The following is a 1,901-nucleotide window of genomic DNA, read 5'->3' on the forward strand; positions in this document are numbered from 1 at the left end:
GGGCGTCACTGCGGGCGGTGGGGTGGCTGGTGAGAAAGTTCAGACTGCACAGCACCAACTGCTCGGCCTCGAACGGATTGGCCGGGGCCTCATCGGCGTCGGTAGCCAGTTCCTCGTCGGCGGGCGGGGTTTCGGCGTCGTAACGGGCGTTGTCCACAATGGCGAAACGAAGGTTGAAGCGCCGCAGCATCTCCACCAGCCACTGGTGCATCAGGGATTCCGGCACCACCACCAGCACCCGCCGCGCCCGCAGGGTATGGAGCTGATAGTGCAGGATCAACCCCGCCTCGATGGTTTTTCCGAGCCCCACCTCGTCCGCCAGCAGCACCCGGGGCGCGTAGCGCTGGGCCACTTCGTGGGCGATGTAGATCTGGTGGGGGAGGTGCTGGGTGCGGGCGCCGATGAGCCCCTGTACCGGTGAACCACGCAGGCGGTCCAGGTGGTTGAGGGTCGCCACCCGGAGCCGGAAAGCCCCGTTGCGGTCGAACTGGCCGGCAAACAGCCGTTGCTGGGGTGTGGTGAAATGCACATGGCTGCTGAGGCGGACCTCGGAGATCACCTTCAGGTCGTCGCCGCCGTCATCGGCGTGATAGAGGAAAACCCCGCCGGCTTCCTCCACCGCACGCACGGTGAAGCGCTCGCCCTCGAAGGTTTCGATAAACTCGCCAGGCTGATAGCGCACCCGCGCCAGCGGCGCATTGTCCGTAGCGTAGGTTCGCTCCTCGTCGGCGGCCGGGAAGCCGAGGGTGACCCGCCGCCCGGAAACGTCCGTTACGATGCCCAGCCCCAGGCTGGGATCACTATGGCTGACCCAGCGCTGACCAATGACGAAGTCGGAAATATCCAAAAAACCTCCAGGCTGAAAAGGCGTTATTCGGGTTGCTGGTTGCGGCCTGCGTCCCGGACCCAGAAAGCGGTGGCGCCACACACCGCGGCGGGCACCACAACCAGGTTCAGCACCGGCACCATGGCCGCCAGCGCCACCGGCAGGCCAAAGCCCAGGGCGGCCGGGCGATTTTTCTGCAGGCTACGCCTGAGGGCGGGAAAACTGACCCGGTGGTTGTCCGCCGGGTAGTCCACGTACTGCAGCGACATCATCCAGCAGTTGAACAGGAACCAGAGCGCGGCCGCCATCAGGTTGATCACCGGGATGAAGCCCAGGATCAGAAGGCCGACGGCACGGGGCAGGTAATACAGAATTTTCTGGACTTCCCGCCAGAGGGCCCGGGGGATGTCCTTGAGGATCTGCCCCCAGCCGCCTCCAACGGAGACTTCCTGACCGGTAAGGTGCTTTTCGGTGAGCTCGGACAGGTAGCCGTAGAAGGGTGACCCGATCAGGTTGGCGATGATCACGAATCCGTAGGCCAGCATCAGCAGGATCACCACCCCGTAGAGGATCCAGAACAGCCAGTCCAGGCTCTGCAGCCAGGCCCAGTCCGGGAGCCAGCCCATGGCGGTGGCGATCATGGCGGCAAACAGGTCCGCCAGCAGCACGAACAGCAGGCCAAACAGCAGCACATTGATGACCAGGGGGATGATGACGAACAGCCGCAGACCAGGCTGGCGAATCAGCCTGAAGCCCTCGCCGAGATAGCCCAGACCGGTAAAAAAACTGCCTGCTGCCATAAGCTGACGATCTCCGATTGATCCGTGGTCACCCGGGCGCCGCCGGCAAAGCGCCTGCCGGCTCAACAGACCCGATCCGCTGGCTGGCGGGGTGTCCCTGGTGCTTGGTGCTTTTGCGGCGCACAGCATATCATGTCGCCCCGATTCACACAGCCGTAAGGCCCTGTCATGCCCATGCTGTTTACCCGCCTGCTGGCCAGGCGCTGGCCCTGGCGCCTGGCCCTTGCCATCTCGGTGGCGGCGATCCTGTTCCTGGCAACCACCAGCCAGACCCA

The 1,901-nt window shown here is 64.6% G+C and carries 2 protein-coding genes; both read right to left on the reverse strand.

Features of this window, described 5'->3' with window-relative positions; translation table 11 throughout:
• On the reverse strand, positions 1-847 hold an 847-nt coding region (locus R3280_RS16850), incomplete at its 3' end, for an SNF2-related protein (RefSeq protein WP_318999767.1).
• Between the two features lie 23 nt (positions 848-870).
• A complete protein-coding gene (gene cysZ, locus R3280_RS16855; RefSeq protein WP_318999768.1) occupies positions 871-1,626 on the reverse strand; it encodes a sulfate transporter CysZ in 756 nt (251 codons plus the stop codon).
• Positions 1,627-1,901 lie beyond the last annotated feature (275 nt).

It is taken from the genome of Marinobacter sp. (assembly GCF_033722195.1).
GTDB lineage: Bacteria > Pseudomonadota > Gammaproteobacteria > Pseudomonadales > Oleiphilaceae > Marinobacter.

What these genes read in the sequence shown, in the direction of transcription:
- cysZ (WP_318999768.1), bottom strand. Translation starts at nt 1,626, where the DNA reads ATGGCAGCAGGCAGTTTTTTTACCGGTCTGGGCTATCTCGGCGAGGGC.